Genomic DNA, 26,924 nt, shown 5'->3' with positions numbered 1-26,924 from the left:
GACTCTCACATGATGATGTAAGCTCTAGTCTTTTAAGTGAAAGTGAATCTTACTAAATCTTGTCTAGCTTTAGATTCAAATTACAATACGAATGAACAGGCTAAAGGTTTCATAAATTCTTTATTTTTTCGTTAAATTATAGGACTACCACCACAAAAAGACCAGGAAACACGAAAAAATGTGGATCCTGGCCCTTTTGTGAAAAGTGAATGTTACTAGTTTGCTTTAGTTCTTTGTATTCTACCGATGAGTTAGACGGCTGATGTTTTAAAAAGTTACACATTCTTAAAAATTTTTTACTCTACTAATTAAATGGCAAATCAAACACGCCGTCATCTCCATCTATAGCACACGCTCCTCTGACTTATGTAGGTCTTTTTCCAGTAAAGATATTTGTTACTCTACCTTTACCCTATCTTTCCCCCGAAGCCGTGACACTCCAGTTAAATTGTTGTGTGCCTTTATTTTTCACCGCATATCAGATACCGAGTTCTTCATCAGAATGGTCACTATAAAAGGAGGTGTGAAATTCACCATTTCCAGTTGGTTCATCTACATAATTCATAGGGAATATCTATGCTGTATCCCTACTTATTTAGCTTGTATTGGATACTAACTAATTCTGTGAATCTTCCGTTGCTTTTTCTAAAAGACTAAAAAAAGCGTGATCTTTTATCAGTTCAAAGCTTTCATTTGTGTTAAGGAGAACCAATATTTTATTTTTAGAATCAATGAACATCGGGTAGCTTGTATTGAGTGAAATTGTCATTCGGTAATCGTAATCACTAGTTTTTATGGCTGTTTTTTTGAATGTTGCCTGTTGAAAAGACTGTATCAATTCTTGCTGTGTTTCTTTTGATATTTTCATTTCAGAAAAGATATCTTCTGTATCTGTATCTATACGATGTAGCATAACAGTGGAATTTTCCACATGAAAATTAGCATTTTCTAATAGATCAATAGCAGAATAGCTTTGATCTTTCCATGTAATGAGCATAACACTAACAATTACTGCTAAGAGTAAAGATAAGCCTATTTTAAATTTTTTCATATTACTCCTCTTTCTCAGTATCTAAAACTTGACAAAAAAATGTTTTTATGATAAAATTTACATTTAAATAAATATTATATATAATAGGATTCTCCTGGCCAGGGGAATCCTATTTTTTGTTAAGGAGTGTTGGTATGAATCAACAGGAATCTAGTATCACTTCATTAGTGGCTGCCTTTAGTAGAGCCTACCATAGCCAATTTGATACACCGAAAATTTTTGATGATTATATAGCCAAGGAATTGATTTCACAAGAAGAATATCAAAATATCCAAGCTAATTTGATACAAGGCATTGCATTTTTTAATAAAGATATCGCTACAAAGTTTAAAGACAATTCAAAGKAATTAATAAAATGGATTACACAAGTTCAACTCTCACCGACTCCTTTGGCACGTGCTGCTTATTGTGAAAGGGTCTTGCATAGCGAAATACAGCTTGGTGTCGAGCAATATGTCATCTTAGGTGCTGGCTTTGATACTTTTCCGTATCGTCAGCAGCAAGGGCAAACCATGCTAGAAATTTTTGAGGTGGATTATCCCGCAACACAGGCATCCAAAATGAAAAGATTACAGGAAGCTTCTCTCCCCCTCTTGAATCATCTGCATTTTGTACCGATGGATTTTACAAAGCAATTTCAATCTCAATTATTTTCAGAGCAAGGCTTTCAATCTAAAAAAACATTTTTTAGTCTGTTAGGTGTGTCCTATTATTTAACAAAAGATGAATTAGCAAGTTTACTCAATCATCTATTTGCCTTAGTTCCATCAGGTAGTTCCATTGTTTTGGATTATGCTGATGAAACACTCTTCACGGAAAAAGGACTCTCCAATAGAGTAGAAAACATGGTCAAAATGGCCGCAGTTGGTGGTGAACCAATGAAATCATGCTATGCTTATGAGGACATGGAGAGGATGCTAGATCGATTAGGTTTGCTTATATATGAACATCTATCTCCTACAGCGATTCAAGAGCTGTATTTTCAAAATCGAACAGATTATTTATGTGCTTTTGAAACTATACATTATATGCATATTGTTAAAAAATAGGTCCATCCCATTTAATTTTATAAAATTCTAAATTTTCTTTTTATTACCCAGGCAATTAACTATTTCAATATAGAGAATTAGTATACTATAGTAGTGTAAAGCTAATTAGCCTTACACCTCCTAGATTTGTTACTAGGGTCACTGTTAACGCAGTGACCCGCTTATAATGATTGACAAACACCTAAAGGATTCCCATCAGGGTCATAGAAGGTAAAAAATTTGGTGTCCCCTTCTCCTTCTAAAGCCTCGACTTGAACATGATGATCTACTAGAAATAAATAGGTCTCTTCAATATTTTGAGAGAGGAAGTTTACATATTTCCCCACACCAAAGTGATTGTCTGGAAAATGACATGGCTGATGCTCCTTAGCTTTTACTAAGCAAATGACCGTGGGGGATTGTTCAGTGATTTTCATAACTGCTGCGCCCTCTTCTATATATTGAAGCTTAAATCCGAGTATTTCCTCATACCATTTAGACGATAATTTAGGATCTTTTATTGGAATAAAAATGGCCTCTACACCTTTAAATAAGGATTGTTTCATTTTTCTTACCTCCATTTCACAGTTTGTTTTCTTCATTTTATTCTCCTTCAAAAAAATTCATTGAGATTTTCATTATTGATTATTTTACCTGTCTTTTGCTTATCCTTAATAGTATCGGAAATGTCTTCTTTTCCTAGAGGAGGTGTCCACCATTAAACACAAGGTATCATTCATCCTATTGCTGTCAGTACTTCTTTTACTAGGTGGATGCTGGAATAAGCGGGAGTTAAACGAACTAGCTATTGTTACGGCTGTTGGTGTGGATAAATCGGACGAGCAATTCGAAATTTCTGTTCAGATTGTTAATCCAAGTCAAGTGGCTTCGAACAAAGCATCTGGCATTCAGGTCCCTGTTTTTACCTACCATGCAAAAGGTAAATCATTATTTGATGCCATTCGAAAATTAACAGCGCTAACACCTAGAAAGCCTTATTATGCGCATGCCCAAATTATTATTATTGGTGAAGAAATGGCTGAGGAAGGTATGAATAGCATTTTAGATTTATTTCAAAGAGACCCAGAAGGACGAAGTGATTTTAACTTTATTGTTTCTCATGATTCGACTGCACAAGAAATATTAAGTGTTTTAACCCCTTTAGAGGATGTGCCTGCTAGCAAAATGTTTAAATCATTAAAGGTTTCTGAAGCAGTATGGGGGACAACAGAATCTGTTATTCTTGATGATTTAATCCAATCTTTAGGCAGTATTGATCATAGTGCCGTCTTACCCTCTATTCATATACACGGTGATGCGGATGCTGGAGATTTTAGCTCAAATATAGAAAAAATTGATAGCCCTGCACAATTAAAATATGGTGGACTGGCTATTTTTAAAAATTATAAGCTCATCGGCTATTTAACAGAACAAGAAAGCAGAGACTATAATTTTTTAACTAATAATATAAAAAGTACATTTGAAATTATTGCTTGTCCTGAAGAAGGGAAAATCTCAACAGAAATTATTAATTCTTCTACTAAAGTGACAGGTCATTTTCAAAATGATATACCTTCGATTTCCATCAAACTTGATATTGAGCAAAACGTTGCAGAGGTAAGTTGTTCTTTAGATTTAACAAAATCAAAAACCATCGATGCTTTAAATAAAGAAACGAGCAGACAAATCAAGGAACGATTAGAACGTACACTTCAAACAATTCAACAAACCTATCAAGCCGATTTATTAAAATTTAGTAATGTACTACATCGAGAGGACTATCGAGCATGGAATCGAATTAAAAAGAACTGGCAAACCCTCTACCCTAATCTTGAAGTTCAAATTGAAGTCGATGTGCATACAAAAGGAGTAGGAACTGCAACAAAATTAAAGCTTGACTAATTCGTAAAAATGACCAGTACTCTTTTAAGGAGTACTGGTCATTTTAATTAACGTACCGCTTCAAACGTTATGAGTGACGTTTCTTCAGTTGGTTGTTGAAGGAACTTATAATTCGCAGAACAAGTTATTGCAGAAAAGCCAATACTTTGTAATAGAAGCTTAAATTCTTCAATCCCATACCAGCGTAATAAAAACTTTTGTAGTTCCGTATCACTTAATGTGCCTTGTTGCCACTTCTCATATTTTAAAACCATCAGCGTATATTGCTCCACCCAATTCATGGCAATCGATTTTCTTTCAAGGGCAATTCCTTCATCTTGTGAAATTTGATGGTAAGATGTCGTAATTTCTCCTGTTTTCCAGTCTGTAGGAAGTAATAAATCTACTAGGAGTCTCCCACCAGGGACAAGGTGCTGATACATAGAGGTTAAAGCTGATAGTGCTTCTTGATGATTTTCAATTAAACAAAATGAGCCTGTAGGCATAACAATGGCTTCGTATTGTTGCCCTAAGGTGAATTGGCAAACATTCCCTTCATACAGCACTGGCGTCAATCCTCGTTCTTGGCATCTTTTTCGACAGGATGCTAGCATTTCAGGGGAATGATCAATTCCCTCTATATCAAAGCCTTTTTCCATAAAAGGAATATAGAAACGTCCAGAACCAACCCCTGCTTCTAGAATCTTCCCCTTTACACCTTGCAGTCGTTCTAGATAATATTCAATATCTCCATCAAGCGAGTATCCAACTGGTTTCGTAAAATCATAAAGTGCTGTGCTTAACGGTCCGTAATTTTTGTACATATATTCTCCTCCGATTGTTTGCGGAAGAAATCAACCAATCTATTTATTCTCCCGCACCTTTATTATATTCAATGGGAAAACAGAGCTGACTATCATCATCTATCACTCACTTTCTTGTAAATTTAGTTAAATTATACATTTATTTGTTGTTTTAATCAATGTTTCTATTGATTTCCTATACATTACAATTTAATGYACAAATTAGCACAAATTATCAAAAAACCCTTCCCATTAAACGGTACCATTGAGTTAAGAAAGGATGATGGTATGGATTATTTTGAAAGAATTCAAAACGCCATAGAGTTTATTGAGAAAAACCTACATGAAAAGTTAACGATTACAGATATTTCTTCTCAGTCTTACTTTTCAGCATTTCATTTCCAACGACTTTTCCAAGCCATTACAGGTTTTTCTGTGCAGCAGTATATTCGCAACAGGAGACTTTCTGAAGCAGCTTCCTTATTAGCAACAACAACGCAGAATATACTTGAGATTGCAATCAACTTTCAATATGGTTCTCAGGAGGCATTTACACGGGCATTTGTTCAGTATTTTGGTGTCACACCTGCTAAATACCGAAAAGGAGCCAGCTCCATACCATTTCAAACCAAAATAAACTTTTTGGATTATAAACTGGAAGGAGAACTCCCTATGCAGCGACCGGAAATACTTCACTTATCTAAAAAACGTATTACAGGCTATGAATACAAAACGTCCTTACAAGACGAACAATACTATGCAGAAATCCCTGGCTTTTATTTGGATTTTGGTCAGCAGCAATATTATGAACGAATCTCCCATAAGGTAGCCCCTAATATGGCGTATGGCATTTCTACAAACTTTCAGGAGGATGGCCGGTTTTCTTTTATTGTAGGAGAGGAAGTCGAAATCTTTGAGGAGCAATTAGAGAAAGGCTTCACCCACCTTGAAATTCCTGCTGGTAAATATGCAGAATTTACATTGAATTGTACTGCGGAAGGAATTCAAAATACAAGACGTTTCATTTACGGAGTATGGTTGCCGAATTCTAATTATGAGCGCGATACAGGTCCTGATTTTGAAATAACGGATGTCATGCAATCGATCTACCCTCATGAGATGAAAATGAAAATCTACATTCCCATTAAAGAATAATAAAGGAGCAAGGTCGATGATTATTGAGAAAGTATTTAAGCAGTTCCCTACCCTACATTCAGCTAATTTACAATTTAAAAAAATTGAAGACTCACATATACAAGAGCTATTTGCTATTTATGATAATGACAAGGTATTTGAGTATTGTGGCATCATCCCAAAACATAACCTTCAAACTGTTCAAAAAATGATTGGCCATTTTGAACGTGATTATACGAAGAAAAGCAGGATTAAATGGGGGATCTTCGAAATATCACAGCGTGAAAAACTAGTAGGGATTATCGAAGCGATGGACTTTAATCAGAAAGTAGATATGGTAACAATCGGTTACTATTTAGCTGAAGCATCCTGGGGAAAAGGCATTGCATCAGAGGCAGTTGCAACAATCGTAAAATTTTTATTGGAAGAGGTAAATGTTAATCGAATACAGGCAGAAGTCATGCCTTTAAATGAACCCTCGAAAAAGGTTCTGTTAAAAAATGGATTTTTAAAGGAAGGTCTTCTGAGACAAGCTTCATTATGGTCTGGTAAGGGTGTTGTTGATTTAGAGATATATGGCTTATTGAAAGGCGATTACAACTTGAAAGACTAAACTCTACTAATGAGTTTAGTCTTTTTCTTATATTGCACAGATAAATGGACATTTTACCATCTCCTAAAGGGCTCTTTAACATAGACTAGAAATAGATGACTCATGCTAGCATGACATTGTAATCATAAAGGAGCGTTTTAGAAATGGATGGAAACAGATATTTAACACGAATGAATTGGGAATTTAACAATTATCATAAATTTTCTAAATGCTATTGTGAATCAAAGAATGTTTACCTTRGTCACTCTCCCAGCGTAGATCATCCWATTATTGAGGAAGATTCTTATAAAATAAAATATTATAATAGTCCCCAATTTGAAAAAAAATATCAGAAACAAAATCAAATTGAAAAGCATTGTCAAAGCTGTATTTGTAGTCACTTAGAATGTTTTGAACCAGGGACTTTAGTAGATGTATACCTTTCAGATGGCAGCCAATTTCTAGGAATATACTTTATTTATCTTATTCCGCAAAGCTGCTGCGGGTACTTCCTTCAAATCGATGATATGGCACGGCCTGTCATTATGGMCTGTCAAAAMATKGATGCGATACGTAAAACTTGTTGAGGTAGTTGATGCTTTGGCTTTTTTCTTTTTATTATTAAAAAGGGCTGGTTAATTGCTATACAAGCATAACCAGCCATTCGACTACCCCTCGTTTATCCATTGAATTAGTTGTTCTTTAAAAAATACAGGCTCTTCAAACATAGGATTATGACCACTTTTTTCAAAAATGACTTTCTTTACATGGGGAATATGATCTACTGCATCCCATAATGAAATAGGGGCTACTAAATAATCATACCTGCCTAGACCTAAAAAAATTGGCTTGTTAACTTGTAGCATTTGTTGTAAAAGGTTCTGCTCCGCAAAAGCTACTCCCCATAGATAATCAATAATTTCCATATTCGGATGAACGTTATCCCACATAGAGGTAGCATTGAACATAAAATCATAAAAACTATGCGCCCCCATACGAATACACATATGAACAAAGCGTCGTTCAGGCTCCTTCTTTAGATCCTGCTCCAATAAGGCTATTTCGTGCGCAAATTGATGTTTACGCTCCATACTTGCATGTGCCTCAAAATAAGACAAGCTTTGTTGCTGTCTTTCTTGACTATTCGATGTTGCTGAATTTAAGAGTACGAGTTTTTGAACATGCTGAGGATAGGCTTTGGCATACGCCATTGCCATAAATGCATGTCCTGAATGTCCTAACACTATTAAATTATCTAGCTGTAGGATTTGTCTCGCATACTCCATATCCTTCACTATTTTGTTTAATGTGTAATCTTCTTGCGTAAATGCTTGAGCTGGCTTACCAAAACCTCGATGATCTAAAAAAATCACCTGGAAATGTTGATAAAAGTCTTCTGAGAACAGACGTGGATAATAAACACTACTCCCCACCCCTAAAATTGGTTGGCCTTGCCCCTTTATACAATAGTTTAATTCAAATCCATCACACATAAGTTTTTGATATGTCATTATCTTCATCCTCTTTTCTATTTTTATATCATYRCTCCCTTCCCKCTTGGTTTTCCMGTGTTTTTTCCATTGAAMGCTCTAGCATTCTATCACCCCAGTAGATGTTATTATTTACATTAACAATATCATTCCCACAGATTCCTAGCAATGAAGGATCGTGTATACTGAATAAAAGGAGAATGTCTATGAAGGAAGATCTACTAAAGCGTTTGCGGTTATTTTTATTTAATGAGAAGCATCAAACGTTAGTGGGTAAACCTGCAAGTCAAAGAGAAATAATAGAGGCACAGCAACAACTTCATGTACAATTTCACAGCGATTACGTAGCGTTCATTGAAACGTTTGGTGGGGCATATGCAGGTATAGCAATCCATGCTTTTTCTAAYGGCTCAAGTCTAGGAAACGAAACCGTTGTCGATTTAACACTGGATTTCCGTCAMCAATATAAAGAGTTCCTATCWCCAAATGTTTTAGAAAMGAGCTATGTTATTTCAATGGWTGGTGTGGGTAATCCCATTTTCATCGATCCATCAGGCCATGTTTTTATTTGCGATCATGATTGTGGAGAAATTAAGCGAATAGCTGATTCATTTGAGTTGCTGATAGAAGATTGTTTTTATGAATGGTAAGTTACTTAAGTAAAGAAGAGGTTAAATATAATGGACAAACAATTAGAACACATACTTACATTAAGAAAAAACGGACAGCTTGAGGAAGCAAATCAATGTATGGTGGCACTGGTCAAGGAACAGCCTCAAAATGCTTATTATCAATTTCAATGTGCTTGGACATTTGATTCTTTAGGGCAGGAAAAAGAGGCTGTTCCGCACTATGAAGAAGCGATAAAGTTGGGGCTAGAACCAGAAGTTTTAGTGGATGCCTATCTTGGTTTAGGGAGCACCTATCGGACTATAGGACAATACGAGCAAGCAAAACGGATCTTTGAACAAGCCATTCAAGAGTTCCCCAAGGCTGAGCATATCAAGGTCTTCTATGCCATGACACTCTATAATCTTGGCGAACATGCAAAATCAATGGAAACATTATTGAACACGATATTACGCACAGCCAATCATCAAGGCATTCAAGATTATAAAAAAGCTATTCACTACTATAGTGATAAACTAGATCAAACATGGTTATAAAAAACAGGCCCTATTCAGGGCCTGTTTTTAGCATTATTATACGGAACTATGTTTTTTGAATGAAGAAGATAACGCCACAATCAAGAATGTAAGTATACCGCTAAAGAAAAATAAATAGCTCAATGGAATTAAAAAGAAGTTTTTCTCCACTATCGTACCATCTGYTAGTATCTCATCTCCTATAAGGCCTKTTATAAATAAACATACGATCCCCATGATCATCGGAATTGTGGCAAGTAAATATTTCCCCATTATTTCTTCCTCCATTTATTAAATCCTTGTTGTTATTGATGATAGCGTTATTTTTATTGCAAGCCAATTATTTTTTATCGAAAAACAATAAATTATTATTGATTAACAATCCTAGACAAAAGAACAAACGTTCCCTCCTCTTTTAATTTCTTGTACGTGATTTATTATGTTTTTTGAGTAAATTTTGTGCGAGTTAGTATAAATAATTATATAAATTAATGTCGGATAATCTGTTATAATGGGCTATAAAAAACAGCTACTTTATTAAAAGTAACCGTTTTTCCATAAAATCATATTGATTGAGAAGCTTGTTGTATGAGGGCAGCGACCATTTTATCCATCTGAGCAAAGCGATCATCCTGCGTTTGTCCTTGAACATAGCGATAATAGATTTGCTGACAAATAACGGCTAATTTAAAATAAGCAAATGTACAGTAATAATGAATAGCTGACACATCTCGCCCACTTTTCTCTGCATAACGATCAATAAATTGCTGTCGGGTATAAAAGCCTGGTAATACAGTTACTGGTGGTTCACCAAGTGCATATAATAGCATTTTCGGGTCATCCGCTTGCATCCAATAACTCATTGCTACACCAACATCAGCAAGTGGGTCCCCTACTGTTGCCATCTCCCAATCAAAAAGGCCAATCATTTCGGTATAGTCCTCGGAGAACATTGCATTATTCAATTTATAATCGTAATGAATAATGGTTGCCTCATGATTGGACGGAAGATTGTTTTTTAACCAATCTGTTAACATCGCTACTTCTGCATGTTCTGCTGTTTTCGCATTTTCATAACGCTCAATCCAGCCATACACTTGTCTTTCAAGAAATCCGTCAGGCTTCACGATATCCTTTAACGGAGTGTCCTGATAAGGAATAGCATGTAATGCAACTAAAGAATCAACCATCAGTTCGGACAATTGACGTGCTAGCTCCTCTGTTGGTTCTGTGCCTTTTGGAAAATGTKTHTHMAGGACGATTCCTTTTTTGCGMTCCATTAAAAAGAAATCACTACCGATAATGTCTCGATCCTCTACATAGACATATGGTTTTGGAACCGATGGTAAAAATGGATGCAGTGCCGATAAAATCGTAAATTCCCGCTTCATATCATGCGCTTTTTTGGCAACTGGTCCAAGCGGAGGACGACGTAGAACAGCTTCAAAATCAGCTATTTTTAAACAATACGTCAAATTGGAATGCCCTGCACTAAATTGTGCTATTTCAAGCTTCCCCTGTGGAAGCTCAGTGAAATAACTCTCTAAAAAGGCATGTAGTTTATCAACATCCAAACGTTCACTTGACCTTACTTGCATCGTATCCATTCTATTTCCCTCCTTAAATAATGGAGCTCATGCCCCCATCTACTACAATGACATCCCCTGTTACATAGTCCGAAGCTGGTGCTGCTAAAAATAAAGCTACGCCCTTCAAATCATTTTCGGAGCCTAAGCGTTTCAACGGTGTAACACCCATCAAATAGTCTTGTCCACGTTCGATTAAGACATTGGACATTTTCGTAGGGAAAAAACCTGGTGCAATAGCGTTGACATTGACTCCATGTGGCCCCCATTTGACGGCTAAATCCTTCGTTAAAGTAATGACAGCCCCTTTACTCGCGTTATAGGCAATCGTATCCATAAAGGCTGGTAGCGTCCCACCTAGTCCAGCAATAGAAGCAATATTAATGATTTTGCCGCTTTTCTGCTCTAGCATAATTTTGCCAACGGCTTGGCTGAATAAAAATGTCCCGTTGACATTGACATCAAATACTTTTTGCCAGGCTTCGTAGGGCATATCAATGGCAGGTGTTCCCCATGATGCGCCACTGTTATTGACTAAAATATCAATTCTACCAAATGTTGTAATCGTTTGGGCTACCACATTGGCAATATCCTCAGGCTTTGTGACATCACAGGCTAGAGCTAATGCTTGAACACCAAGCTTTTCGAGTCCTGCGGCAACCTCCTCACATGCCTCCACCTTTCGTGAGCATAAGACCACATTGGCTCCAGCCTCTGCAAATCCTTGAGCAATTTGCGCACCGAGTCCACGTCCTCCACCTGTCACAATCGCTGTTTTACCTTTTAAGCTAAATAACTCTAGGACCGTCATTTCACCAGCTCCTCTTGTTTGTTGGCATGCTTTTTCAATTCTAGTTTAGCAATGGTATTACGATGCACCTCATCTGGTCCATCCGCTAAACGTAATGTACGAGAATTCGCCCATTGTGCAGCAAGCGTAGTATCGGGACCTACCCCAGCAGCACCAAATGCTTGGATAGCTCGATCAATGACTCTGAGTGCCATATTTGGAGCAACTACCTTAATCATAGCAATTTCAGCTTTTGCCTCTTTGTTGCCTACTGTGTCCATCATATAAGCAGCCTTCAATGTTAAAAGTCTTGCTTGCTCAATATCCATCCGAGATTCTGCAATGCGCTCCCGCATTACCCCTTGATCTGCTAGTGGTCGATGAAATGCCTGTCGCGCTTGTACACGTACACACATTTCCTCTAATGCACGCTCTGCGGCACCAATAAGACGCATACAATGATGAATTCTACCTGGTCCTAGTCTGCCTTGCGCAATGGCAAAGCCTTTACCTTCACCCCATAAAATATTTTCCACCGGTACACGCACATTGGTAAATGTAACCTCACCATGTCCTTCTGGCGCATGGTCGTAGCCAAAAGCCGTTAGCATACGCTCCACTTTTACTCCTGGTGTATCCATCGGTACAAGAATCATAGACTGCTGCTCATGGATAGGAGCCGTTGTATCTTTATGCTTGCCCATAAAAATAGCCACCCTACAGCGAGGATCCCCAGCACCAGTTGTCCACCATTTATGGCCATTTAAAATGTATTCATCTCCATCGCGTTCAATGCTTGCCTCAATATTTGTAGCATCACTGGATGCAACGGCTGGCTCCGTCATCGCAAAGCAGGACCGTATTTCACCTCGTAATAATGGATCTAGCCACTGTTTTTTTTGCTGTGCCGTTCCATAGCGTACAAGTACTTCCATATTGCCTGTSTCAGGTGCATTACAGTTAAACACCTCGGGGGCCAGAAGTGAACGGCCCATGATTTCACATAAAGGTGCATATTCTAAGTTGGTTAAACCTGCCCCATATTCACTATCTGGTAAAAATAAATTCCACAAACCTGCCTGTTGCGCCTTCTGTTTCAGCTCCTCCATAATCGGTGGAATCGCTCCCCAACGATCCTCCATTGCCTCAACCTGTGCAGCATAAACGGCCTCATTTGGATAAATGTATTGCTCCATAAAATTCTTCAGCTTGTCCTGTAACTTCTCAACTTTTTCACTATAGGAAAAATTCATTAGAAGATACCCCCTTTGCTTGAACTTCGCAAAATGAATGAATGTTCATTTTCATTCTTACAATAAATGTTACCGCTATTTTTCTAGTAAAGCAATGTTCTATTTTTGAATTTTCTAATAAAAGAGAAAATTCATTACTATGGACTTACATCATTTATTTTCAAAAAACTGTACTATATCCTTCAGTAATTGTCGGATGGCTAATGGTAAATGACGGTTTTTTAAGTACACTAGATAGACATTGCGACTTAAATTCAGACCCTCTATTTCTTTTTTTACAATCGTTTTAGCAGTCGGTCCTTGCAAGTAATTTTCAGGTAATATGGTCACTCCTAAATGTTCTCGTACAAGCGATACAGCGGTTTCAAAACGCTCAATTTCAAATTGAATATTGATGTTTTTACCAGCCTGTTCAAATGACGTTAAGATATCTCGTCTTGTTTGAAAGCCCTCGGTACTAATAATAAATGGTTCTTCACAAATATCTGAGATGGTTAAAGTATCCTTTTGGGCTAACGGATGATGTAAAGGTAATACTGCGACCAACCGTTCTTCATATAAAGTTTGAACTTCCAACTCTGGATCATCCATTAGCTGATTGGTGATGATTAAATGTGTTTTATAGCTTTTCAAGGATTTTTTCACCCGCTTACTACCTAAAATATCGACTAAGTGAATTTTCATGTGAGGATAGTCTTTTTTATAGTTGGCGATTACCTTTGGCAGCCAATGCTTAATAGAGTCCATGACACCAATGGTGATGTCTCTCGTGCCATGAACAATTACTTCATCCATTTCGATTTTTAGCACTTCCATATTTTTTACAATAACTTTTGCTCGTTCAAAAAGTAACTCTCCAGCTTCTGTTAATTGCAGATTTCTAGTATTTCTCTCTAATAAAGGGGAGCCAATCTCTTGTTCTAATTTTTTGATCGCATTACTTAAGGAAGGCTGCGAAATATGCAGTCTTTCTGCGGCTTTTGAGAAATTCATCTGTTCTGAAACAGCGATAAAATAGTGTAATTGTTTAATGTCCACCTATAGATACCTCCCAGATTTATAGTTAAAAGCTATAGATTAATATTAATTATATATTAGTAATTATAATTATGTGAATATATAATGAATTACAACAATACTTTTTCTACAATAATATTMACAATGGGGTTGATAAGTTTATGTACACAATGACAGATCAAAAACAATGGAAAGGCCGAATAGATTCAACGACAAATACAAGCAGCTTTCGTTTACATCAACAAGTAAAAAGAGTTGCGATTAATGATGTAAGCGCTTCAGATAAGAAAAGTGCTGCTCTCGTTGGCTTTATCTGCGATGAAGGGGTACGTCGAAATCAAGGCCGTGTAGGGGCAGCAAATGGTCCAAACGCCCTACGAGAAGGCTTAGCCAGTTTACCGTGGACATTTGAGGACGATCAGCAAATWATTGATGTTGGCAATATCGTTTGTCTAAACCATGCTTTAGAGGAGGCGCAACGTGAGCTTGGTGAAGTCGTAGCAACAGTACTACAAAAAAACATATCATGTGTGGTGCTAGGTGGCGGGCATGAAACGCTGTATGGCCATTATTTAGGCGTTCGTTCTGCTCTACCAAAGGAAGCTAAAATCGGCATCATCAATATAGATGCTCACTTTGATTTACGACCATATGATGAACAACCTTCGTCAGGTACGATGTTCCGTCAAATTTTAGAGCAGGATCCACACGCTGACTATTTTGTTGTTGGTATTCAACGCTACGGCAATACAAGAGAACTTTTCGAAAAAGCTGATGAATTAAACGTGAAGTATGTTTATGAGGATCAAATGACGGTAGCCTACCAACAACAATTAACGGATGCATTACAACATTTTATGGATAAGCATGATTATATTCTTTTAACATTATGTATGGATGTATTGAATGCAGCATTTGCTCCAGGTGTAAGTGCTCCATCACCGTTTGGGCTTGACCCATCGACTGTGCGCTCCATTTTGCAACAAGTCACTTCACACCCTCACACCCATTCATTTGATATTTGTGAGGTCAATCCGTTATTAGATGAAAATGGACGTACAGTGAAATTAGGTGCCTATTTTGTATATGAGGCACTGAACAACTTACTTAGGGGGCAAGGTTCATGATCGAAATTAATCAAATTACAACGGTATTCCTAGCTGTTGCACTCTTTGCATTAGGAAGCTTTCTTATCAATAAAATAGGCTTTTTAAAGCGTTTCTGTATCCCAGCACCAGTGGTTGGTGGTTTATTGTTCGCTGCTCTTGCCACTATCTTAAAAACAACGGGTATTTTAGAAATATCACTTGATACTTCTTTACAAAGCTTATTTATGATTACTTTCTTTACGACAATTGGCTTAGGTGCAAGCTTTAAACTTGTAAAGCTCGGTGGTAAATTACTGATTATCTACTGGCTAGCATGTGGCTTCCTAGCGTTAATGCAAAATGTCATTGGGGTATCTCTGGCCTCACTTATGGGGATCCATCCTTTAATCGGTATGATGGCGGGTGCCGTTTCTATGGAGGGTGGTCATGGCGCTGCAGCTGCATTTGGCCAAACCTTAGAAGATTTAGGGATTTCTTCAGCTATGACAATTGGTGCTGCTGCCGCAACATGTGGTCTAGTTGCTGGTGGCTTAATTGGTGGTCCAATTGTCAAATATTTAGTAGGTAAATATAATTTAACACCAGATGAACAAGAATCGGAAGAAGTCCAATATGAAAATAAACATGAGCAAATTACATCGGATTCGTTCTTTACACAAGTCTTATTAATTACTTTCTGTATGGCTGTTGGTACGTACGTCGGCACACTATTCTCAGAAGCAACAGGTTTCGTTCTACCTGGCTATGTAGGAGCAATGTTTGTGGCTGTATTAGTGCGCAATATTATGGATAAATTCAAACCTGAAGCCATTAATATGAAAAGCATCTCATTAATTGGAGATGTCACATTAGGTGTATTCCTTTCCATGGCTCTCATGAGTATTAAATTATGGGAAATTGCTGATTTGGCACTACCATTATTCATCATTGTTTTTGCGCAAGTATTCTTTATTGTTGTATTTAGTATTTTTGTGTTATTTAAATTACTTGGCAAAAACTACGATGCTGCTGTTATGGTAGCAGGTTTTGCAGGACATGGTCTAGGCGCAACACCAAATGCCATGGCCAATATGTCAGCCGTTGTGCAACGCTTCGGTCCTTCTAAAAAAGCCTTTCTTGTCGTACCGATTGTCGGCGCATTTTTAATTGACGTATTTGGGATTCCTATTATTATTACGACTATCAATTTATTTAAATAAAAAAGAGCTTTGCATTCGTTCTGAGTAGACGATTGCAAAGCTTTTCTATTATTGTAATATCTCACTTACTGTAACAAATTCATAGCCTTGTTTTTGTAAATAAAGAATAACATTTTCTAAACCATTGGCTGTCGTTTGATGGATATCGTGCATTAGAATAATACTCCCATCTTTTACAGAGGCTTTGACATACGCTAAAATTTTATCTGGATTGTGATGTTTCCAATCCAGTGTATCAATCGACCACAAAATCGAGGGTATTGTCATGACAGAACGTACTTGGTCATTGGTCGCCCCATAGGGTGGGCGGAAAACAGTTGGATACTGCCCGATGGCTGCATAAATAGCATTACTTGTGCCATTGACTTCTTGTTTAACGCCTGCTATTGATAAGGTCGTTAATTTTTTATGGCTCAAGGTATGGTTKCCGATTTCATGTCCTGCTTCATAGACTTGTTTAACGATTGCAGCATTTCTTGACACATTTTTACCTACCATAAAGAATGTAGCCTTGGCATCGTATTTCTTTAACGTTGCCAAAATTTGTGGTGTCACCTTAGCATCTGGCCCATCATCAAATGTTAAGGCTACCCGTTTTTTTGCGCCTTTCGCTACTGGCACACCTTTATTATAAACTTTATTATCTATTAACTGAATATCAGCTAGCTCAGAAGCTTTGACATACCCTTTTTGGTCGCCTGCKTCTACATAAGCCCAAYCAGCAAGTGTTATGTAATACTGGACAGTTGTTTTATTGGGAAGTGTACCAAGAACTTCTCCGTTTGGACTAGCTGTTAATCGTAATTCAGCACCAGCAACAGCATTAATTTTTTTCTTCGTTGGAGCTGGTTTTTTTAATGCGTTTGTCGCTACATATCCTATCTCCTCGCCATATTGAACGAAAGACCAACCACCAGGTGCTGTGCCATATACATAAATTATTCGTCCTTCATAGAGCTGTCCTACATGCTGGGCATGTTGACTTGGGGCTGTAAATAATGTTGTACTGCCCTTTTGAATCACTAGGTATCCCTCAGACTTCAACTTGACTAAAGCATCAGATGTGACATAGCCCTCGTGCTCTGGCGTTTGAATATGTGTCCAACCTTTACTTACTTTTGTTACTGAAACAAAGCTACCTTTCGAAAGTTCCCCGATCTCCGCACTATTCGTAGAAGCTTCTTCAAAAATAACCGTATCTTTGACTACCTTGTGAATCACCACTGACCCTTCAGCATTTACTGAAAGTTGCCCTGCCAAGATGCACATCATAAACGTAAAAACGATGGCAAAGGGTAAAAATTTTTTCATTGTTCTACACCGCCCTTAGATGTCTTCCATGTCTGTTTGCTAAAAAATTGCTAAGATTTAACTTTTATTATAGAGTAAACAACCCTGCCATAAAATAGTAATAATCAACTAGATTCCCTTTTACGATGCTGCTAAAATTCATATTTTAGTAAATACTTATACATCCCTCCTTCCCTTTTTACTGAGAAACTATGCATAGGTTATGATAATTAAATGATGGTGGCTTATTTTGTAGATTTTGTGTTAGCTCCTTTATCTCATGCTGCTAAACGGCCTACGGACTTAAGTGAGTGACTTTCTCCTTACTGGGAGATGGCTCCGCTCTCTTTTTGAACTGCTCCCTCACTTTGAGAAGCAGCTCTCCCCGTATTTGATGGTTCCTATAAAAAGCTGGTTATCCACCACCAAACCTCAGCTATATAATTCCCCTTTCTATTAAGACGTTAAAAACCATGAAAAAGTTGAGGTTTTTTCATTATTTTTCCTGCTATAAAGCTTCGAAGGCCGTTAGGGCATCTTCAATATGTGGGGGTGGGTTCCATATATAGCTAGGAGCATTGGTTGTAATGAATAAAAAAGATTTCCCTTCTTTCTCGATTATGGTCGCCAGACACAGTCCTGCTTCTGGGGTATAGCCTGTTTTTCCACCTATTATCGGACTGTCTAGACCAGGTAATTTTGTAAATAATGAGTTTGTGATGATTAATTGATTGGGAACATAGGTTGTGTAGTTTTTTGAGGTAAATATTTGATAAAAGGTATGATTTTCTAATGCATATCGCAGAAGCTTGCTGATATCCCGCACGCTGGATACATGTGCCTCATCATGTAGGCCACTGGTATTAACAAAATGTGTGTCATGCATGCCTAATTCTTGCGCCTTGTTATTCATCAACGTGACAAATTTGTCCTCACTGCCAGCGACAGCATCTGCAAGTGTTCCTGTTGCATCGGCACCTGAGGCAAGGAGTGTACCATACAATAAATCCTCCATCGTGACAAAATCTCCTGCTTGAAAGCCTGCCATCGAAGCATTTTGTGCCGTATAGTTCGCAATCGTTTGGGGCTCTACAATGGTTTGTGTTTGTAAMTTATCYSKMATCYCTAWGRCWACKRTGSCTSTCATRWKCYKTSTTMWASWTGCARRATAAATAATAGCATCCGCATTTTTTTCGTATAATACATCGCCCTGTTCATTGAGTAACAAAGCATTTTGACTATGTAATGATGGCAGTTCTAGATGCGTGAATTCATATGTTTTGCTTGTATAATAAAATAAGAAAACCATGATACAAATACAGCCTACTAACATCCATTTTTTCATAAAAAACGCCTCCTACACATTATAAGAGGCGGCATTTCTGAATATTCCTTGAGAAAAATGGGATGCGCTCAAATATTTTCACAGGTAAAAATCATCATCGAAATTTGAACTAATTCTTGTAATCTCTTTATTTTTCAATTTGAACATTACATCTTGAGAAACCTCTAACTTGAGCGTCTCTTCTTTGCTTAGACTTGCATAGACGCCGCGTAAAATACGACCAGTTAAGCCATGCGAGACAATAATCACTTTTGAAAGTGGTTGAATCGTTTCAAGCAAAGCAGTTAATCTGCTTACAACAGCTTCATAGGTTTCCCCATCTGGTGCACGAAAATACCAATTGAAGGCATCTGTGTTCGTTAACAAGGCAGGCCATTGTTGCTGTATTTCCGCCATGGTTAATCCAGCCCATTGTCCCACAGCAACCTCTGTTAAACGTGGATCCTGCCTCACCTTGTTGCTGTCATAGCCCAGTGTTTCACAAAGTATGGCTGTGCTTTGCATGGCTCTTCCCATTGGACTTGATAGGATGGTCCATTCATCTGCATCGCCAATGAGTGATTTCAGCATGCGCGCATTTTGCTGAACCTGCTCCCGACCACGCTCAGTGAGTGGTGAATCAAGCTGTCCTTGATATCTCCCTTGTGTATTATAATTTGTCTCACCATGGCGAAGTAAGTAGATCATTTGCTCCATTTTATATCCCCCATTCTGCTCCCCTTATTAAAGTAAAATTGCTGTTAAACTAACACCAGCACATAAACAAAGCTAAGAAACAAGCATAAAGGACTATACCATTTTGAATCATTTTGAGCAAATGTGGAATGCTTAATCGTACTAAAAATAMCAACATACTTAAAATCACCAATTGCTCGTAGCAAAAATACTAGCGCACAAACGATACTTCCTACTTTTGAAAAAATAGAGGCTTGAAAAAATGGCATGAAGCCTCCTTGAACAAGGATGATACCACTTGCTAGCATCAACAGCATTGCAACAAAGAGCGTTCCCCATTTTCTAGGCGTAAAAACGGCTTGTTGGCTGCCTTCTTTCATAGGAATAACAGCTTCTGTACCCCATCGACCACCAAAGGCCCAATAAATATGTAGGATACTAATGAGCCCTAATAGTCCCACTGCGACAATTGATAAAATAAACATGTTCTACCTCCTCTTCATTTACATACGCTACCGTATGTTCTGGCGTTAAATATAGTCCCTCAAAGCCCATGTTAGCTCTGAGAGACCTTCTTACTGTATTAACAGCTTAATCATTTTTTCGAGATCGAAATGAGGATTGGCTTCAAATCGTGTCATCCAGCCTATATAGGTTAAATATGCTAATCTTGCACGATCAGTGGATTCGTCTATGCTSATACCACTTTTTTGATAGAGTGTCGCCACACAGGCTATTCGCTGCTCCTCTATTTGAACGATACGCTTTGCGACATCTGAATCATATTTGGCCCAAGCATAAATGCCTATCTCCATCTTTTTATTTTTGTGAAAACTTATCCGTAAAAGCTGCTCTAGATTAGCATCAACTTGCTCCATATTTTGAATAATGGCCTTTGTTGCGTGGNTTTCCCAATAGTCTAGCATGGCATCTAATAGTTGTTGACGATCACGAAAATAATGATAAAAGCTACCTTTACTAATGTTTAATGATCGAGCAAGTGCTTCAATACGTACTTTATGAATCCCCGCTTCTGCTAATTGCTCTAGACCCGCTCTAATCCAATCCTCTTTCGTTACTTGCATAATTGCCCTCCAAAAAATACGTTAGCGTATGTTTTGTCTTATATTACCACTTTATACATCACTCATCAACTTTTATCGTTTTTATGGCGTACATTAATATGATTATTCACTGTAACATGAACTGTTACTAGTCGTGGTAAAATACVTGCACMCHCTWAAATHAVCACTAATAGCTTTTTCATGCGTCTACTCCTTGTCTTAAAAAGTATTGTCAAACAACTTTTCTGCAATGCCCTGTAAAATATCCTGCTCCTCAAATGTCATGAGTTCTTCTCTCGAGATTGTTGCCTGTTGAATCAATCGGTTTGATTGGATTGTCACTAGTTTCTCAAACAAGTTTCGAATATAACGACCATTCGAGAAATTAGGGATGGTTTCAATCGGCATATGACGTAGCTGTGTTTTCATATGTTGGGCAAATGCTTCGCCAAATTGATAATCGTTCGTTTGACAAAGCATCGCAAAAATATCATAGAGTTCATCCGTGCTAAAATTATCAAATTGTACAAAATGATTAAAGCGAGATTTAAAGCCTGGATTAGATTGTAAAAAATCTTCTATTAGCTCTGTATAGCCCGCAACAATAATTACCAAGTCATCACGTAGATCCTCCATTGCCTTTAATAAACTATCAATAGCTTCCTTCCCAAATGCATCCTGTTTATCATTTATTAATGAATAGGCTTCATCAATAAAAAGTACCCCGCCCTTTGCTTTGTTAACGACTTCCTGAACCTTTAACGCTGTTTGTCCAACATAGCCAGCGACTAAACCTGCACGATCTGTTTCCACAAAATGCCCACTTGAAAGGACGCCAAGATGCTTGTAGATTTGGCCAATAATGCGTGCCACTGTTGTTTTACCTGTGCCTGGATTGCCCGAGAAGACAAGATGATACGTAATAGGAAAGCTTGTTAAACCATGATCCACACGCAGACTTTGAATTTTAATAAAGTTTATTAAATTATGTAATTCCTTCTTTGCATTCGGAAGACCTACAAGACTATCTAATTGTTTTTGTAGCTTGGCAATCTCTTGCTCGACTTCAGGTGTAATGCGTAACCGCTCATCGTTAATAAATTCACCACTATAGATAATTTTGCCTTCTTCATTATAATAATCGCCTCGTCCATGTTTTTTGCCTTGAACGAGGTCACCAATATAGGAAGCTTGCCCATTGGCATAATAGAGCGTTCCTTGCCCTGTCATCATATCCTCTTTAAATTGCCCTTCCGCTTCTAAAATTCCATCCCTAGAATATACTTTGCCTTTACCATGCTTTAGGTCCTCAAAGAAATGACCTTCATAGTGGAGATTAGTTACACCACGTGCAAGCTCCTCAGCTGTTGGTGATTCCGTAGGGTAATATAGCTTCCCTGCCCCTTGCATATGATGCCAAATAAAATCACCCTCATATTGTAAAAATCCATTTGGATAGTATTGCTTGCCTTTTCCCTTTTTCATGCCATGGACAAAGTCACCCTCATACTGCGGTTGATTTAAATGTGGATACTGTGCTCGTAGTGTTTGATAAGGGCTAATTACTTCTTCTTCATAATATAAAACACCATAGCCATCCATTAAATCATTGCGAAAATGACCTTCATAATGGATATGACCATCCTTATATAAAATGCCATGACCCTGTTTTTTATTTTGTATGAATTCACCCTGATAAATGAGTTGTCCTTTCAAATACATAATGCCATTGCCTTGCTTCATATGATTGACGAATTCACCCTCGAATAATAATTGTCCCTCTTGATCAAATAGCGAGCCTTTGCCGTCATATATATCGTGACCGAAATCATTCTTCTTGACGCCACCTCGATACATGATGATTCCACTTGGGTAAAATAGTTCTTTTTCTTCATGATTATGTGTCATTTAATTGCCTTCCTTCATCATTTCAGTATATGCTCAATTATAGCGTGGAAAAGAATACATATGTGTGAATTTTTAGAATTTAAGGAGACAAGCATGAAAAAAAGATACAAACTACTTCTAGGCATTTTACTACCACTACTTATTCTGTATATCTCGACAATGCTGTTAACACGAGACACTGATTTTACAACAGAGGTAACAGAACGTCTCGAAATGGAGGAAATTCATGAGATTGAAATTATTCGTTCCTCAGATGAAAAAACAGTAACGATTACTGACGCAGCAGAAATCAATCAAATTATGCAGCCATTCAAGGACCTACCTTTAAAAAAGGTGTGGTTTTCGAATTCTGATTCTCATGAAGCATACTGGCTAACACTCTCAATTAATGACAACAGGGAAATTGGCTTGCGTTTAGATGATGACCAGCATTTATTCGTGTATTTATATGAGGAAAATTACATGAAAGATTATAAGCTCACTAAGGATATCGATACGACATTTATCAAACAATTGTTTCAGTAAGCGTAAAAACCCGTGCATGTACGCACGGGTTTTTATATGTAACGATAATTTTGCTGCATAGCTTGTAAGATCTCAATGATCTCTTCTCTCAGTTCAATTGGCTCTAATACCTCCATATCGGCTCCTTGGCTTAACAACCACTCTTTCACGCCATATTCTAACACTTCTGCCTCAAAAACATATTCATGATTGTTTTGTGAAACTAGGTGGGCTGTTGGGAAACGACTGTAGACTATTTGAGGAGAACGGCCTTTATAGAGAAGACGGATATGAGTAAGGTCATTAGTGTCCTCTACTTGTAATGGATGGACAGATGGAAATTCAAAATGGATAGTCATTTCACGAAAATGCTGAATACGATCCATTCTGTAAACAGTTGGGGTGTCTTGATTATCTCCTATTAAATAAAAATAATGTGTTGAAAAGATAACAGCGAGCGGCTTTAAAATTTTTGCAGTTGGAATCGCTTCACCCTCCTGTAAATAATCAATTGTAATGACCTTTCTCTTTTGAATAGCTGTTGAAATTCCCCATATCAAGGACAATAATGACTTGTTTTGATGGATATCTTCATATACAATTTTTTCATTTAATAACAGTTGATCGTCTGCTACACGTGAGAGAAGTTGATTAACGATCTCACCKATATCCGATTTTACGAGAGCTTTTGAGGCAATCAGTATTTTAACGATGACTAGTACCTGTTCTTTAGATAAACGATTGTTTTTTGTATGCATTAATTTATACACTTTTTCTGTACGTACATATTGTAAATGGTAATCTAGCTTAGCCTTTTCCAGATACGTACGAATTTCATCGATATCCCGTTGTATGGTTTTTTCACCAACCTGATGTGTCAATGCTTCTTGCTTCTTGTTGATTCCTTGGCCATCCATCAATCGATCAAACATCGATAGTACGCGGTAGCCTTTGCCTTGTTGTGAATCTACCATATATCCCACTCTTTCTTCTATCATGCCCAGCTTGCAGTATATTGGCCATAAATAGCCCTTCTACTGATTGCGTCCAGATTTTTTTGCGAGTTGCTCAAAAAGCTTTCTCTTCAAAATCTGTGACCTCCGCTTGGGCTTTTATCTTGATTCAGTTGGTGTTTTGACACCTACTCCATTTGTGCATTCATCTCATTATCTATAAACAGAATCAAGATAAAACTTCTACTTTATTGGTATAATTTGTACTATACGCATCCTATAATAAATCACCATTCAAGCAGCACAATAGACTGTATTTTTDACATAATTAACTAAAATTTTACAGCATTTTAGATGAATGCGTCACTTTTTAACCATTGAAAAAGGACTTCCATTGAATGAAAGTCCTTGTACTCTTTTATTTGAATTTTACAGCTGTTCCATATACCAATACTTCGGATGTACCATCCATGACAGATGAAGTAGCATAACGAACGCCTACAACTGCATCTGCACCTAATTGTTTGGCTTCCTCTACCATTGCCTCTGTGGCAATTTCACGAGAGCGCACAAGCATCTCCGCATACTCCTTCATTTCTCCACCTACAATATTGCGAAGACCTGCTATCATGTCACGACCAATATTTCTAGATTGAACAGAATTCCCTTTCACTAGCCCTAATGTTTCCATGATATCTTTTCCTGCCACCATGTCTGATGTAGCTAATAGCATCATGATGCCTCCCCGTTCTGTAGTTTTTGTATGGCTTTCACAGCCTCTTCAATAGAAGATGTAATCACGCCATTGCGTTTAATTAACCCCACAACAAATAAATTACGATAAACAAACTGATTCTCTAGCCCATCTCGGATCAGTGCCTCTATTTTTTGCATATTGTCCCGCCCTTGCTGACGAACATCTGTTAGCACACCAATAATGGGACGATTCAGCATCGAAAACGCACCTATCTCTGCGKCAACGCCTGAATCAATTTCCACCCCATCTAATWCAGCTATCAGAACATCGCTATCTTGTAGCATCTCTAAATCTGCTTGGGCAATCNCTAAKCTATCTKCATAGGCAGATTTATCATTGATGGCCTCATTCTCCTGAGGTACATATAATGCGATGCCTGGTACTGCCTCGCGAATAGCTGCTGCCAATTGTTCATTTACAAAACGATCGCCTAACGAAAATAACCCATTTGCTAAATATGCTTTCATGTATAAAACTCCTTAATCAATTGTTTTTTCAAATATAATTTTATGTCTGCCTTTTTCATCAATAAATGTTGATCGTATATCGAAACCATGCTTGAGGTTGGTAATGAGCATGGCTTTGAATGTATTTCTTCCATATGTACGAACTTTGTGAAAGCCTAAAGTCTTGATATATTCATGCTGTTGTTTCATTAATTGACTTGCAATTCCCTGACCTCGATGTGCTGCATGAACGCCACCCAACCAACTATAAAATATATCATCTGGATGTGGGTAGCCTAGTTTAAAGCCGATCAATGTGTCAGCTTCCACTGCCAATATGCAAAGAAGGCCTTCTTTCTTTTCTAGCTTTTCGAGTGGCAAATTAGCTCCATCAAAAACGTGAGCGTGGATTTCCTGTAATTGTTCAAGCCAAGCATAGGGTATGCCTTCAATCGTCACAATATGCATATTCATCACCTCTGTCTGTCATTATAGCAGTTCTATAGCCTGAAGAAAAAGGTAGGCATCTGCTCCAAAAGCAATTATTATCACTGCATAAAAGTAACTATTTTCCATCTAAGCTATTTTCGACACCCACCAAATTCAGTATACTTGACCAAAATACAAAACAATAGCTAGGAGGAAATTCGATTGACACCATTTACTAGTTGGTTAACGAATTCATTGCGCCCCTATTTCGGCCTACATACTTTAGAAGCACATTGGGAAACGATTCCGATTCGAGAGGATTATTTTATTTGCCTTGAAGGCGATCTCATTAAAAAAAGAATTTTCGTGAATGAGCATAGCTACCAAGAAGCGGATGTCGACATTTTAACACGTAATCGTGAACTCATTGTCCCTCAAACCGCGCGTGGAAAAGAAAAGAAATTGAATTATACCAATATCTCCGCTGTGAAAGCTGCAGGCGTTGTTTTTTCTGTTGGTCTAGGTAATGAAAACCATCCATCTAGCTATATCACAGCTCGTAACACTAAAACATATTACCAGCTACCATTAACAGGCTTTGAGCATTTAACGACTAAGTCGGCTCTCTTGAATTGGTTAGAGCAATTTCCCTCCCAGCTTCCTGCTGATTACTCAGACAAGCTAGAAAAGCTAACCAAGATGAAAAGTCTACGCTATAAGACTGTGCCAGGTGATATTTTTCGTGTAGAAATCGATTTATTTGTAGATGGCTATGTGCTTGTCATTGGCGATTTACGTCAAATGCAAAAGGATCATCTTTTTGGAGAAGATAGTATTTGGCATAATGTAATGACAATGCCATTGTTTGTACGGCCCTATTTGTTGACAACGACAGAGCGCCTGCCTTCTCTTGAGGAAATCATATCTGCTCCATTGGCCCCTCAAACCCATATTGTGATGGATGACCATTTTATGCGAGGATGCTATGAAAAGATAGGCCATAAAATGTTAACAGAATCCGATATTGTATTTCCAATGGGCTATGGCGTGACACTAAACTATGGGAAAGAGCCTCGATATCGTCTATCCTGGGGGACAGGAACAATTAGTAAACCTGCACCTTCCACCTCCTATCAAACAGCTAGCCGTTTTACCAATCATGGTGTCTATGCAGGCGTTGCCAGTGATTGGTTGAAGCAAGAGGAAGGAATTGTAACAGAGTCGCTAGATCATCCACACTTCCGCGAAGATCGTCAGCGGGCACTCGCTGAATTTAGTTTTCCAGAAGATATCTCCTACGATGACTTTAATCGCCAAACGGGTGGATTGACCCGCACCCAATATATTCATTACCTCAATAAAACCTATCATCGTACACACAAAAAATAGAGGGAGCTTCTAGATGCTCCCCCTCCACTTTTTCATCSATGSTTRATTTMATCCAATAATTACTTATAATATAGAGATATCATTAA

28 protein-coding genes and 1 pseudogene are annotated in these 26,924 nt (G+C 37.7%); 10 read left to right on the top strand and 19 right to left on the bottom strand.

Annotated features, from left to right (window positions below):
• Positions 1-616 precede the first annotated feature (616 nt).
• Positions 617-1,051 (bottom strand): hypothetical protein, encoded by a 435-nt coding sequence (locus ACHZEU_RS00735; protein WP_404803901.1) that lies wholly within the window; start codon positions 1,049-1,051, stop codon positions 617-619.
• Between the two features lie 134 nt (positions 1,052-1,185).
• On the opposite strand from ACHZEU_RS00735, the gene ACHZEU_RS00730 reads away from it, so the two are divergent.
• The gene (locus tag ACHZEU_RS00730) at positions 1,186-2,100 is read left to right on the top strand and encodes a class I SAM-dependent methyltransferase (protein ID WP_404803900.1); all 915 of its coding nucleotides are present in this window, start codon (positions 1,186-1,188) and stop codon (positions 2,098-2,100) included.
• A gap of 161 nt (positions 2,101-2,261) precedes the next feature.
• Here ACHZEU_RS00730 and ACHZEU_RS00725 read toward each other — a convergent pair whose 3' ends face one another.
• Complete coding sequence (locus ACHZEU_RS00725) at positions 2,262-2,645, bottom strand: VOC family protein (RefSeq protein WP_054550489.1); 384 nt, start codon at positions 2,643-2,645, stop codon at positions 2,262-2,264.
• A 178-nt stretch (positions 2,646-2,823) separates the two neighbouring features.
• Here ACHZEU_RS00725 and ACHZEU_RS00720 point away from each other — a divergent pair, with 178 nt between their 5' ends.
• A complete protein-coding gene (locus tag ACHZEU_RS00720; RefSeq protein WP_404803899.1) occupies positions 2,824-3,981 on the top strand; it encodes a Ger(x)C family spore germination protein in 1,158 nt (385 codons plus the stop codon).
• Positions 3,982-4,028: 47 nt separating this feature from the next.
• Here the strand turns inward: ACHZEU_RS00720 and ACHZEU_RS00715 are convergent, their stop codons facing one another.
• Positions 4,029-4,784 carry a bifunctional 2-polyprenyl-6-hydroxyphenol methylase/3-demethylubiquinol 3-O-methyltransferase UbiG gene (locus ACHZEU_RS00715; protein WP_279495218.1) on the bottom strand — a complete coding sequence of 252 codons (756 nt, stop codon included), beginning with the start codon at positions 4,782-4,784 and terminating at the stop codon, positions 4,029-4,031.
• Between the two features lie 267 nt (positions 4,785-5,051).
• Between ACHZEU_RS00715 and ACHZEU_RS00710 the strand changes: the two genes are divergently transcribed.
• Entirely contained in the window at positions 5,052-5,918 is an 867-nt protein-coding gene (locus ACHZEU_RS00710) for an effector binding domain-containing protein (RefSeq protein WP_404804558.1), read from the top strand.
• Between the two features lie 16 nt (positions 5,919-5,934).
• Positions 5,935-6,510: a GNAT family N-acetyltransferase gene (locus ACHZEU_RS00705; RefSeq protein ID WP_048392543.1), complete on the top strand. Its 576-nt coding sequence runs from the start codon at positions 5,935-5,937 to the stop codon at positions 6,508-6,510.
• Positions 6,511-7,157: 647 nt separating this feature from the next.
• Here ACHZEU_RS00705 and ACHZEU_RS00700 read toward each other — a convergent pair.
• Positions 7,158-8,000 carry an alpha/beta fold hydrolase gene (locus ACHZEU_RS00700; RefSeq protein ID WP_404803898.1) on the bottom strand — a complete coding sequence of 281 codons (843 nt, stop codon included), beginning with the start codon at positions 7,998-8,000 and terminating at the stop codon, positions 7,158-7,160.
• A gap of 185 nt (positions 8,001-8,185) precedes the next feature.
• Between ACHZEU_RS00700 and ACHZEU_RS00695 the strand changes: the two genes are divergently transcribed.
• The gene (locus ACHZEU_RS00695) at positions 8,186-8,629 is read left to right on the top strand and encodes an SMI1/KNR4 family protein (RefSeq protein WP_404803897.1); all 444 of its coding nucleotides are present in this window, start codon (positions 8,186-8,188) and stop codon (positions 8,627-8,629) included.
• Positions 8,630-8,659: 30 nt separating this feature from the next.
• Complete coding sequence (locus ACHZEU_RS00690; protein WP_319839267.1) at positions 8,660-9,145, top strand: tetratricopeptide repeat protein; 486 nt, start codon at positions 8,660-8,662, stop codon at positions 9,143-9,145.
• A gap of 36 nt (positions 9,146-9,181) precedes the next feature.
• Here ACHZEU_RS00690 and ACHZEU_RS00685 read toward each other — a convergent pair whose 3' ends face one another.
• The 5 genes from ACHZEU_RS00685 to ACHZEU_RS00665 form a co-directional block, all read right to left on the bottom strand.
• Positions 9,182-9,361, bottom strand: coding sequence for a DUF3955 domain-containing protein (locus ACHZEU_RS00685; RefSeq protein ID WP_404804557.1), 180 nt, complete (start codon positions 9,359-9,361; stop codon positions 9,182-9,184).
• A 326-nt stretch (positions 9,362-9,687) separates the two neighbouring features.
• On the bottom strand, positions 9,688-10,731 hold the full coding sequence (locus ACHZEU_RS00680) for a phosphotransferase family protein (RefSeq protein WP_404803896.1): 1,044 nt from the start codon (positions 10,729-10,731) through the stop codon (positions 9,688-9,690).
• A gap of 13 nt (positions 10,732-10,744) precedes the next feature.
• Positions 10,745-11,521 carry an SDR family oxidoreductase gene (locus ACHZEU_RS00675; protein WP_048392531.1) on the bottom strand — a complete coding sequence of 259 codons (777 nt, stop codon included), beginning with the start codon at positions 11,519-11,521 and terminating at the stop codon, positions 10,745-10,747.
• Positions 11,518-12,753 carry an acyl-CoA dehydrogenase family protein gene (locus tag ACHZEU_RS00670; protein WP_404803895.1) on the bottom strand — a complete coding sequence of 412 codons (1,236 nt, stop codon included), beginning with the start codon at positions 12,751-12,753 and terminating at the stop codon, positions 11,518-11,520. The genes ACHZEU_RS00675 and ACHZEU_RS00670 overlap by 4 nt, the downstream gene beginning before the upstream one ends.
• Positions 12,754-12,903: 150 nt before the next feature.
• Complete coding sequence (locus tag ACHZEU_RS00665) at positions 12,904-13,791, bottom strand: LysR family transcriptional regulator (RefSeq protein WP_404803894.1); 888 nt, start codon at positions 13,789-13,791, stop codon at positions 12,904-12,906.
• Between the two features lie 140 nt (positions 13,792-13,931).
• Between ACHZEU_RS00665 and hutG the strand changes: the two genes are divergently transcribed.
• Both hutG and gltS read left to right on the top strand, forming a co-directional pair.
• Positions 13,932-14,897, top strand: coding sequence for a formimidoylglutamase (hutG, locus tag ACHZEU_RS00660; protein WP_054550383.1), 966 nt, complete (start codon positions 13,932-13,934; stop codon positions 14,895-14,897).
• Positions 14,894-16,078 carry a sodium/glutamate symporter gene (gene gltS / locus ACHZEU_RS00655; protein WP_016993292.1) on the top strand — a complete coding sequence of 395 codons (1,185 nt, stop codon included), beginning with the start codon at positions 14,894-14,896 and terminating at the stop codon, positions 16,076-16,078. The genes hutG and gltS overlap by 4 nt, the downstream gene beginning before the upstream one ends.
• Before the next feature lie 48 nt (positions 16,079-16,126).
• Here gltS and ACHZEU_RS00650 read toward each other — a convergent pair whose 3' ends face one another.
• The 6 genes and pseudogenes from ACHZEU_RS00650 to ACHZEU_RS00625 all read right to left on the bottom strand — a co-directional run bounded on the left by ACHZEU_RS00650 (position 16,127) and on the right by ACHZEU_RS00625 (position 22,360).
• Positions 16,127-17,389 (bottom strand): polysaccharide deacetylase family protein, encoded by a 1,263-nt coding sequence (locus ACHZEU_RS00650; protein WP_404803893.1) that lies wholly within the window; start codon positions 17,387-17,389, stop codon positions 16,127-16,129.
• A 487-nt stretch (positions 17,390-17,876) separates the two neighbouring features.
• Positions 17,877-18,713 (bottom strand): annotated as a pseudogene (locus ACHZEU_RS00645) (D-alanyl-D-alanine carboxypeptidase family protein).
• Positions 18,714-18,791: 78 nt separating this feature from the next.
• Positions 18,792-19,409 (bottom strand): histidine phosphatase family protein, encoded by a 618-nt coding sequence (locus ACHZEU_RS00640; RefSeq protein WP_016993289.1) that lies wholly within the window; start codon positions 19,407-19,409, stop codon positions 18,792-18,794.
• Between the two features lie 44 nt (positions 19,410-19,453).
• A complete protein-coding gene (locus tag ACHZEU_RS00635; protein ID WP_404803892.1) occupies positions 19,454-19,873 on the bottom strand; it encodes a DUF3995 domain-containing protein in 420 nt (139 codons plus the stop codon).
• Positions 19,874-19,963: 90 nt separating this feature from the next.
• Positions 19,964-20,473, bottom strand: a complete 510-nt coding sequence (locus tag ACHZEU_RS00630) for a TetR/AcrR family transcriptional regulator (protein WP_404803891.1) — start codon at positions 20,471-20,473, stop codon at positions 19,964-19,966.
• Positions 20,474-20,671: 198 nt separating this feature from the next.
• Entirely contained in the window at positions 20,672-22,360 is a 1,689-nt protein-coding gene (locus tag ACHZEU_RS00625; RefSeq protein WP_066037260.1) for an AAA family ATPase, read from the bottom strand.
• A gap of 93 nt (positions 22,361-22,453) precedes the next feature.
• On the opposite strand from ACHZEU_RS00625, the gene ACHZEU_RS00620 reads away from it, so the two are divergent.
• A complete protein-coding gene (locus ACHZEU_RS00620) occupies positions 22,454-22,885 on the top strand; it encodes a hypothetical protein (RefSeq protein ID WP_048392515.1) in 432 nt (143 codons plus the stop codon).
• A 32-nt stretch (positions 22,886-22,917) separates the two neighbouring features.
• Here ACHZEU_RS00620 and ACHZEU_RS00615 read toward each other — a convergent pair whose 3' ends face one another.
• The 4 genes from ACHZEU_RS00615 to ACHZEU_RS00600 all read right to left on the bottom strand — a co-directional run bounded on the left by ACHZEU_RS00615 (position 22,918) and on the right by ACHZEU_RS00600 (position 25,488).
• Positions 22,918-23,862 carry a helix-turn-helix transcriptional regulator gene (locus ACHZEU_RS00615; protein WP_404803890.1) on the bottom strand — a complete coding sequence of 315 codons (945 nt, stop codon included), beginning with the start codon at positions 23,860-23,862 and terminating at the stop codon, positions 22,918-22,920.
• Between the two features lie 373 nt (positions 23,863-24,235).
• Positions 24,236-24,550, bottom strand: a complete 315-nt coding sequence (locus ACHZEU_RS00610; RefSeq protein WP_004225046.1) for a YbjQ family protein — start codon at positions 24,548-24,550, stop codon at positions 24,236-24,238.
• Positions 24,550-25,041 (bottom strand): nucleoside 2-deoxyribosyltransferase, encoded by a 492-nt coding sequence (locus tag ACHZEU_RS00605; protein ID WP_404803889.1) that lies wholly within the window; start codon positions 25,039-25,041, stop codon positions 24,550-24,552. Before ACHZEU_RS00605 ends, ACHZEU_RS00610 begins: the two co-directional genes overlap by 1 nt.
• A gap of 12 nt (positions 25,042-25,053) precedes the next feature.
• Positions 25,054-25,488 (bottom strand): GNAT family N-acetyltransferase, encoded by a 435-nt coding sequence (locus ACHZEU_RS00600; RefSeq protein ID WP_257960815.1) that lies wholly within the window; start codon positions 25,486-25,488, stop codon positions 25,054-25,056.
• A gap of 183 nt (positions 25,489-25,671) precedes the next feature.
• On the opposite strand from ACHZEU_RS00600, the gene ACHZEU_RS00595 reads away from it, so the two are divergent.
• Positions 25,672-26,838 (top strand): immunity 26/phosphotriesterase HocA family protein, encoded by a 1,167-nt coding sequence (locus ACHZEU_RS00595; RefSeq protein WP_404803888.1) that lies wholly within the window; start codon positions 25,672-25,674, stop codon positions 26,836-26,838.
• Positions 26,839-26,924 lie beyond the last annotated feature (86 nt).

It is taken from the genome of Lysinibacillus sp. S1, assembly GCF_044986265.1.
In the GTDB taxonomy this organism is placed as follows: Bacteria; Bacillota; Bacilli; order Bacillales_A; family Planococcaceae; genus Lysinibacillus; species Lysinibacillus capsici.
The sequence above is the reverse complement of the archived record's forward strand: the minus strand, read 5'-3'. Positions and strand labels throughout refer to the sequence as shown.

Bases quoted from the DNA above. Each gene is read 5' to 3' on its own strand.
- ACHZEU_RS00610 (WP_004225046.1), bottom strand. From the start codon at position 24,550: ATGCTATTAGCTACATCAGACATGGTGGCAGGAAAAGATATCATGGAA.
- ACHZEU_RS00690 (WP_319839267.1), top strand. From the start codon at position 8,660: ATGGACAAACAATTAGAACACATACTTACATTAAGAAAAAACGGACAG.
- ACHZEU_RS00625 (WP_066037260.1), bottom strand. From the start codon at position 22,360: ATGACACATAATCATGAAGAAAAAGAACTATTTTACCCAAGTGGAATC.
- ACHZEU_RS00600 (WP_257960815.1), bottom strand. From the start codon at position 25,488: ATGCATATTGTGACGATTGAAGGCATACCCTATGCTTGGCTTGAACAA.
- ACHZEU_RS00620 (WP_048392515.1), top strand. From the start codon at position 22,454: ATGAAAAAAAGATACAAACTACTTCTAGGCATTTTACTACCACTACTT.
- ACHZEU_RS00675 (WP_048392531.1), bottom strand. From the start codon at position 11,521: ATGACGGTCCTAGAGTTATTTAGCTTAAAAGGTAAAACAGCGATTGTG.
- ACHZEU_RS00705 (WP_048392543.1), top strand. From the start codon at position 5,935: ATGATTATTGAGAAAGTATTTAAGCAGTTCCCTACCCTACATTCAGCT.
- ACHZEU_RS00640 (WP_016993289.1), bottom strand. From the start codon at position 19,409: ATGGAGCAAATGATCTACTTACTTCGCCATGGTGAGACAAATTATAAT.
- ACHZEU_RS00700 (WP_404803898.1), bottom strand. From the start codon at position 8,000: ATGACATATCAAAAACTTATGTGTGATGGATTTGAATTAAACTATTGT.
- ACHZEU_RS00710 (WP_404804558.1), top strand. From the start codon at position 5,052: ATGGATTATTTTGAAAGAATTCAAAACGCCATAGAGTTTATTGAGAAA.
- ACHZEU_RS00725 (WP_054550489.1), bottom strand. From the start codon at position 2,645: ATGAAACAATCCTTATTTAAAGGTGTAGAGGCCATTTTTATTCCAATA.
- ACHZEU_RS00715 (WP_279495218.1), bottom strand. From the start codon at position 4,784: ATGTACAAAAATTACGGACCGTTAAGCACAGCACTTTATGATTTTACG.
- ACHZEU_RS00735 (WP_404803901.1), bottom strand. From the start codon at position 1,051: ATGAAAAAATTTAAAATAGGCTTATCTTTACTCTTAGCAGTAATTGTT.
- gltS (WP_016993292.1), top strand. From the start codon at position 14,894: ATGATCGAAATTAATCAAATTACAACGGTATTCCTAGCTGTTGCACTC.